This is a genomic window from Streptomyces sp. MnatMP-M17, from assembly GCF_900091995.1.
In the GTDB taxonomy this organism is placed as follows: Bacteria; Actinomycetota; Actinomycetes; order Streptomycetales; family Streptomycetaceae; genus Streptomyces.
Map to the genome: position 1 here is coordinate 1 of NZ_FMDK01000633.1, position 5,830 is coordinate 5,830.

General features: G+C 70.6%; 5 protein-coding genes. 2 read left to right on the plus strand and 3 right to left on the minus strand.

Annotated elements, in window-relative coordinates; all coding sequences use genetic code 11:
• Together GA0115259_RS26590 and GA0115259_RS26595 are read right to left on the minus strand one after the other, a co-directional pair.
• The coding region (locus GA0115259_RS26590) for a TetR family transcriptional regulator (RefSeq protein WP_107469266.1) at window positions 1–727 on the minus strand (727 nt) is incomplete at its 3' end.
• Between the two features lie 37 nt (window positions 728–764).
• Window positions 765–2,612, minus strand: a complete 1,848-nt coding sequence (locus GA0115259_RS26595) for a 3-hydroxyacyl-CoA dehydrogenase family protein (RefSeq protein WP_093601718.1) — start codon at window positions 2,610–2,612, stop codon at window positions 765–767.
• Between the two features lie 397 nt (window positions 2,613–3,009).
• Between GA0115259_RS26595 and GA0115259_RS26600 the strand changes: the two genes are divergently transcribed.
• Window positions 3,010–3,576, plus strand: coding sequence for a HEAT repeat domain-containing protein (locus GA0115259_RS26600; protein WP_093601724.1), 567 nt, complete (start codon window positions 3,010–3,012; stop codon window positions 3,574–3,576).
• Between the two features lie 52 nt (window positions 3,577–3,628).
• Here GA0115259_RS26600 and GA0115259_RS26605 read toward each other — a convergent pair whose 3' ends face one another.
• Window positions 3,629–4,693, minus strand: coding sequence for an Rv2578c family radical SAM protein (locus tag GA0115259_RS26605; RefSeq protein WP_093601720.1), 1,065 nt, complete (start codon window positions 4,691–4,693; stop codon window positions 3,629–3,631).
• Between the two features lie 138 nt (window positions 4,694–4,831).
• On the opposite strand from GA0115259_RS26605, the gene GA0115259_RS26610 reads away from it, so the two are divergent.
• Complete coding sequence (locus GA0115259_RS26610; protein WP_093601722.1) at window positions 4,832–5,311, plus strand: SRPBCC family protein; 480 nt, start codon at window positions 4,832–4,834, stop codon at window positions 5,309–5,311.
• Window positions 5,312–5,830 lie beyond the last annotated feature (519 nt).

Here is a 5,830-nt window from a genome sequence, read left to right on the forward strand (position 1 = left end):
CCGCGGCGTGCTGCGGCTTGCCGCCGATGGTCCGGCCCGCGCCGATACCCGCGCCGAAGGTCTCGCGCACGATCGCGAAGGCGTGGTCGAGCTGCGCCTCCACATCGCCCTGGCCGCCGGCCCGCAGCCAGCGGCGCAGGACATGGTTGTGCGCGGTGACGACGGCGGACGCGGCCACCTCCGCCAGCAGCGGATCGTCGTTGCCGTCGGTGTGGTCGCGCTCGTCGAAGTGGCCCAGCAGATAGCGGGTGAACAGCCGCTCGTAGCGGGCCACCGAGGCGATCTCACGCTCACGGAGCGTGGGCACCTCACGGGTGAGGCGGTAGCGCTCCACGGAGACCGCCGGGGAGGCCGCGTACATCCGCATGACTTCCTTGATGCCCCGGCAGACCGTGTCCAGCGGATGCTCGTGCGCCGGCGCGGCGTTGAGTACCGCCTCCGCCCGTACGAGCGTGTCGTCGTGGTCCGGGAAGATCGCTTCTTCCTTCGAGCGGAAGTGCCGGAAGAAGGTGCGGCGGGCGACACCGGCCGCGGCGGCGATCTCGTCGACGGTCGTCGCCTCGTACCCCTTGGTCGCGAACAGTTCCATCGCCGCCGCCGCCAGCTCCCGGCGCATCTTCAGCCGCTGGGCGGCGGCGCGGGTGCCTGCGGCACTCTCCGGAACGTCGGACCTGGTGCTCGTACGGGAGGACTTGGCGGGCTGGGACATGAGGTGAACGTACTGCATCGGCGCTGGAGAGCGCTCCCCGGCGCCGGGAACATGATCAGCGCCGGGCGTATTCGCGGAAGCCACGCCCGGTCTTGCGGCCGAGACAGCCCGCGGCCACAAGATGTTCGAGCAGCGGTGCCGGAGCCAGGCCCGGATCGCGGAACTCGCGGTGCAGAACACGCTCGATGGCCAGTGACACATCGAGACCGACCACATCGAGCAGTTCGAAGGGACCCATCGGATAGCCGCCGCCCAGCTTCATGGCGGCGTCGATGTCGTCGAGCGTGGCGTAGTGCTCCTGGACCATCTTGATCGCGTTGTTCAGATACGGGAACAGCAGCGCGTTCACGATGAAACCGGCCCGGTCGCCGCAGTCCACCGGATGCTTGCGGACGGCCGTGGCCACCGCGCGGGCGGTGGCGTGGACATCGTCGGCGGTCAGGACCGTACGGACCACCTCGACCAGCTTCATCGCCGGCGCCGGATTGAAGAAGTGCATCCCGATCACATCCTGCGGGCGCGAGGTCGCGCGGGCACAGGCGACCACGGGCAGCGAGGAGGTGGTGGTGGCCAGGACCGCGCCCGGCCGGCAGACCTTGTCGAGCGTGGCGAAGAGCTCCCGCTTGATCTCCAGGTCCTCGGCCACGGCCTCGACGGCGAGATCCACCTCGGCGAGGGCGTCCAGGGAGTCCGCCGCGGTGATCCTCGCCAGGGCCTGGTCGCGCGCCTCGGCGGTCAGCCGGCCCTTGTCCACGGAGCGGGCGAGGGACTTCGCGATGCGGGCCGTGGCGTCCGCGGCCTTCTCCGGGCTGCGGGCCGCGAGCACCACATCGAAACCGGCCTTGGCGAACACCTCCGCGATCCCGCTCGCCATGGTGCCGGAACCCGCGACACCGACGGAGCGGACGGGCCGGGCCGGGCTCTGGGGCCGGTCGGGCCGGCCGGCGTCCGGCGAGGTCGGTGCGTCTGCCGGAGTAAGCGCGTCTGCCGAGGGCAGGGCGTCCGCCGGAGTCAGGGCGTCCGGCACCACCGTGCCGCTGCCGGGACCCTCGTACGTATAGAAGCCGCGCCCGGACTTGCGGCCGGTCAGCCCGGCCTGGCTGAGCTGTCTCAGGACCGGCGCGGGCGCGTGCAGCCGGTCGCGCGAGGCCGCGTACATCGCCTCCAGCACCGTACGGGCCGTGTCCACGCCGATCAGATCGAGCAGCGCGAGCGGTCCCATCGGCAGCCCGCAGCCCAGCTTCATCGCCGCGTCGATGTCCTCGCGGGAGGCGTACTTGGCCTCGTACATCGAGGCGGCCTGGTTGAGATAGCCGAAGAGCAGACCGTCCGCGACAAAGCCCGGGCGGTCACCCACCGCGACCGGCTCCTTGCCCAGCTCCTGGGCGAGCGCGGTGACGGCTGCCACGGCCCGTGGCGCGGTGAGGACCGAGGAGACCACCTCGACCAGCTTCATCGCCGGTGCCGGATTGAAGAAGTGCAGGCCGAGCACGCGCTCCGGGTGCGCGGAGTCCGCGGCCAGCCGGGTCACCGACAGTGCGTTGGTGCCGGTCGCGAGGATCGTCGAGGGACCGACGATGCCGTCCAGCGCGCGGAAGATCCGCTGCTTCGTCTCGTACGACTCCGGGACCACCTCGATCACCAGATCGGCGCCGGCGGCGGCGTGCAGATCGGAGAAGGTACGGAACCGGGCGAGGACCGTGCGCCGCTCCTCCCCGGTGAGCCGGCCGCGCTCCACGGCCCGCGCGGTGGACGCTTCGAGCGAGGTCACGGCCTGGGCGGCGGCCGTGTCGCTGATGTCGATGCCGACGACCTCACGGCCGGCGCGGGCGAGTATCTCGGCGATACCGGTCCCCATGGTGCCGAGACCGACGACGGCGATGGTGGAGAGAGGGATGTCCATCACGGGACTCCAGAGGATGAGTGACGACTGAGGAGAGGCACGAAGGATCACAAAAGGCGAGGCGCGCGGAGAACGGCGCCGGAGCGCGGCAAGAGCGCGCGTGCTGAAGCGGATCGCGGTGGTGATCGGCGGACTCTGTTCCGGAGCCGCGCCGTACGGACGGTCCGGACGGGCCGGACCGCGAAGGTGCTGAACCGACAGCGCTCACGACGGCTGCGTCACCAGGCCGTCGGGAGCCACGGGGGTTTCCCGCTCATTTGAGATTAACGGACGAGTAACGAGCGCGCCATAGCTGGGTCTCTGTGCGCCGCATCACGATGGCGGGCCGGACGGTGGTGCCGGACCGCCGGTACGGCGAGGTCGGTGGAGCCTCGTGGGCGTCGATACGCTGGGCCGTATGGATGAGGACTTCCGCTCGCTGGTGGACCGGGTGCGGGACGAGTCCGGTGGCTCCGAGGCGTGCGAGCGGCTCATCGCCACCGAGGACACCGAAGAGCTGGCCGCCGTCCTCACCGAGCGTGAACGGCCGCTGTGGGCACGGGAGATCGCCGCGTTCCGGCTCGGCCGCGCCGGTGACCGGCGGGCCTTCGAGACGCTGGTGCTGCTCCTCAACCACCGCGATCCGGAGCGCTGTGTCTCCGCCTCCTGCGCCCTCGCCGGGCTCGGCGATCCGCGTACTCCCAGGGCCGCCGCCGCGCTCGCCACCAATGCGCTCCGTACGGCCTACGCGCTGCATCCCGTACGGCTGCTCGCCGCCTTACGCGCCCCCGAGTCCGTACCCGCGCTGATCACCACGCTGGAGCGGCTGCTGGCTCCCGACGAACCGCACTGGAGGGTGGCGCTGGCCTGCGTCGAGGGTCTGGGCCGCCTCGGGGACGCCCGGGCCCGCGCCGTACTGGAAGCGGCCCGGGATCATCCAAGGCTGAGCACCGCGGCCGAGGACGCGCTCGGCGCTCTCGCGTAACGCACCTCGGCTATCGCCGTGCGGATGGCCCACATCGGTGACGAAGTACGTCTCACAGCAGCGTGAGCTGGGTGGCGCCCGGGCGGGCCGGCAGATCGGGGACGGCGGGCCGGTCCGCGTCCCTGGTGGGAGTGATACGCCGGGCCTCGCCGCGGCTCGCCGGGCCGATCCCGTACTCGTCGGCCAGTTCGTGCACCTGCCGGGTGATCCGGCGCTGGTACCACTTGGGCGCGTACGCGCCCTCCGCGTACAGCCGCTCGTACCGCGCCACCAGATACGGATGGTGCTGTTCCAGCCAGGCCATGAACCACTCGCGCGCGCCCGGCCGCAGATGCAGCACCAGCGGTGTCACGGAGGTGGCGCCGGCCGCGGCTGTCGCCCGTACCGTCGCCCGCAGCTGGTCCGGCCGGTCGCCCAGGAAGGGAATGACCGGCGCCATCAGCACTCCGCAGCCGATGCCGTTCTCGGCCATCGTGCGTACGACATCGAGCCGGCGCTCGGGCGAGGGCGTACCCGGTTCGACCGTGCGCCACAGCTCCTGGTCGATGAAGCCGACCGAGACCGAGACGCCCACCTCGGTGACGGATGCCGCCTCCCGCAGCAGCTCCAGATCGCGGAGGATCAGCGTGCCCTTGGTGAGGATGGAGAACGGATTGGCGCGATCGCGCAGCGCCGTGAGGATGCCGGGCATCAGCCGGTAGCGCCCTTCCGCGCGCTGGTAGCAGTCGACATTCGTGCCCATCGCGATATGCGCGCCCTGCCAGCGGTGCGAGGCGAGCTGGCGGCGTACCAGCTCCGGTGCGTTGATCTTGACGACGATCTGGGAGTCGAAGTCCAGGCCGGTGTCGAGGTCCAGATAGCTGTGGGTCTTACGGGCGAAGCAGTAGACGCAGGCGTGTGTGCAGCCCCGGTACGGATTCACCGTCCATTCGAACGGCATACGGGACGCGCCCGGCACCCTGTTCACGATCGAACGGGCACGGACCTCGTGGAACGTGATCCCGCGGAATTCGGGAGTGTCGAAGGTCCGGGTGGTCACCGCGTCCGTACCGAAGAGCGCGATGTCCCCGTTCGCCCCCGGCCTTGAGGTGTTCTCGACCAGATTGTCCCAGCGCATGGGTACCTCCTCGGTAGCACTGGCCTCAGAATAGAACACATGTTCCCTTGATCGCATGTGACCTGGATTTGGGCGCGCGGACCGGAGGGTGGTTGGGTGGCCGCACCCCACCGAAAATCGAGTGCTGGAGGAACAGCCATGGCGCAGGTCGAGGCCACGACGGAGCGAATCATCGCGGCGGACCCGGAGACAGTGTTCGATGCGCTGGCCGACTACGAGAACACCCGCGCGAAGCTGCTGCCCTCGCAGTTCAGCGAGTACGAGGTGCGGGAGGGCGGCGACGGCGAGGGCAGCCTGGTCCACTGGAAGCTCCAGGCCACGAGCAAGCGGGTACGTGACTGTCTGCTGGAGGTGACGGAGCCGAGCGACGGGCGGCTCGTGGAGAAGGACCGCAATTCCTCGATGGTCACCACCTGGACCGTCACACCGGCCGGAGAAGGCCGTTCGAAGGCCGTCGTCACCTCTGTGTGGGACGGCGCCGGCGGCATCGGCGGCTTCTTCGAGCGCACCTTCGCGCCGAAGGGCCTGGGACGTATCTACGACGTGATCCTGGAGCGGCTCGCCGCCGAGACGGAGACCACGTCGCAGTCCGGGAACGGCGCGGGCGCCGGGAAGTAGCGCCCGGCTCTCCCGTCCTCCTCGTTCTCTAGGTCCACCTGGTCCTCCCGGTCCTCCCGGTCCGCTCGAAGTCGGTTCACCGTCGGCCCATGTCGGTTCACCGTCCGCACGACTCGTCCCGGCCGGTCTCGGCGCGTCATCGCCGAGGTCACCGTTTCGAGTGGTTTTCCCCGCGGCGCCGTTGCGCGCCCCCCGCGTGACACGTCGCGGGAAAGCCCCTGATGAGCGCCATGGCGCACGCTCTGCCGCTCAACCCGCCCCCGTCACAACCTCGTTCAGCCGCAAAGCCTTCCGCTTGCTCCTGCTTGGCGTGCAATGTGAAGAATGACGCCGCGCAGGTGCGACGAGGGGAGCAGTACGTGGGCGGGACCACTCTGGTCAAGGGCGGCGGGCGGGCCATCGAGAACGAACACGGCGCCGCGTCGGCCATGGCGTCGGTGCCACCCGCCACCGCCGGCCCTCCGCCACCACCGCCCGCCGGCGGCACGGCTCCCGGCGAGCCTCTCAGCCCTCGCCGGG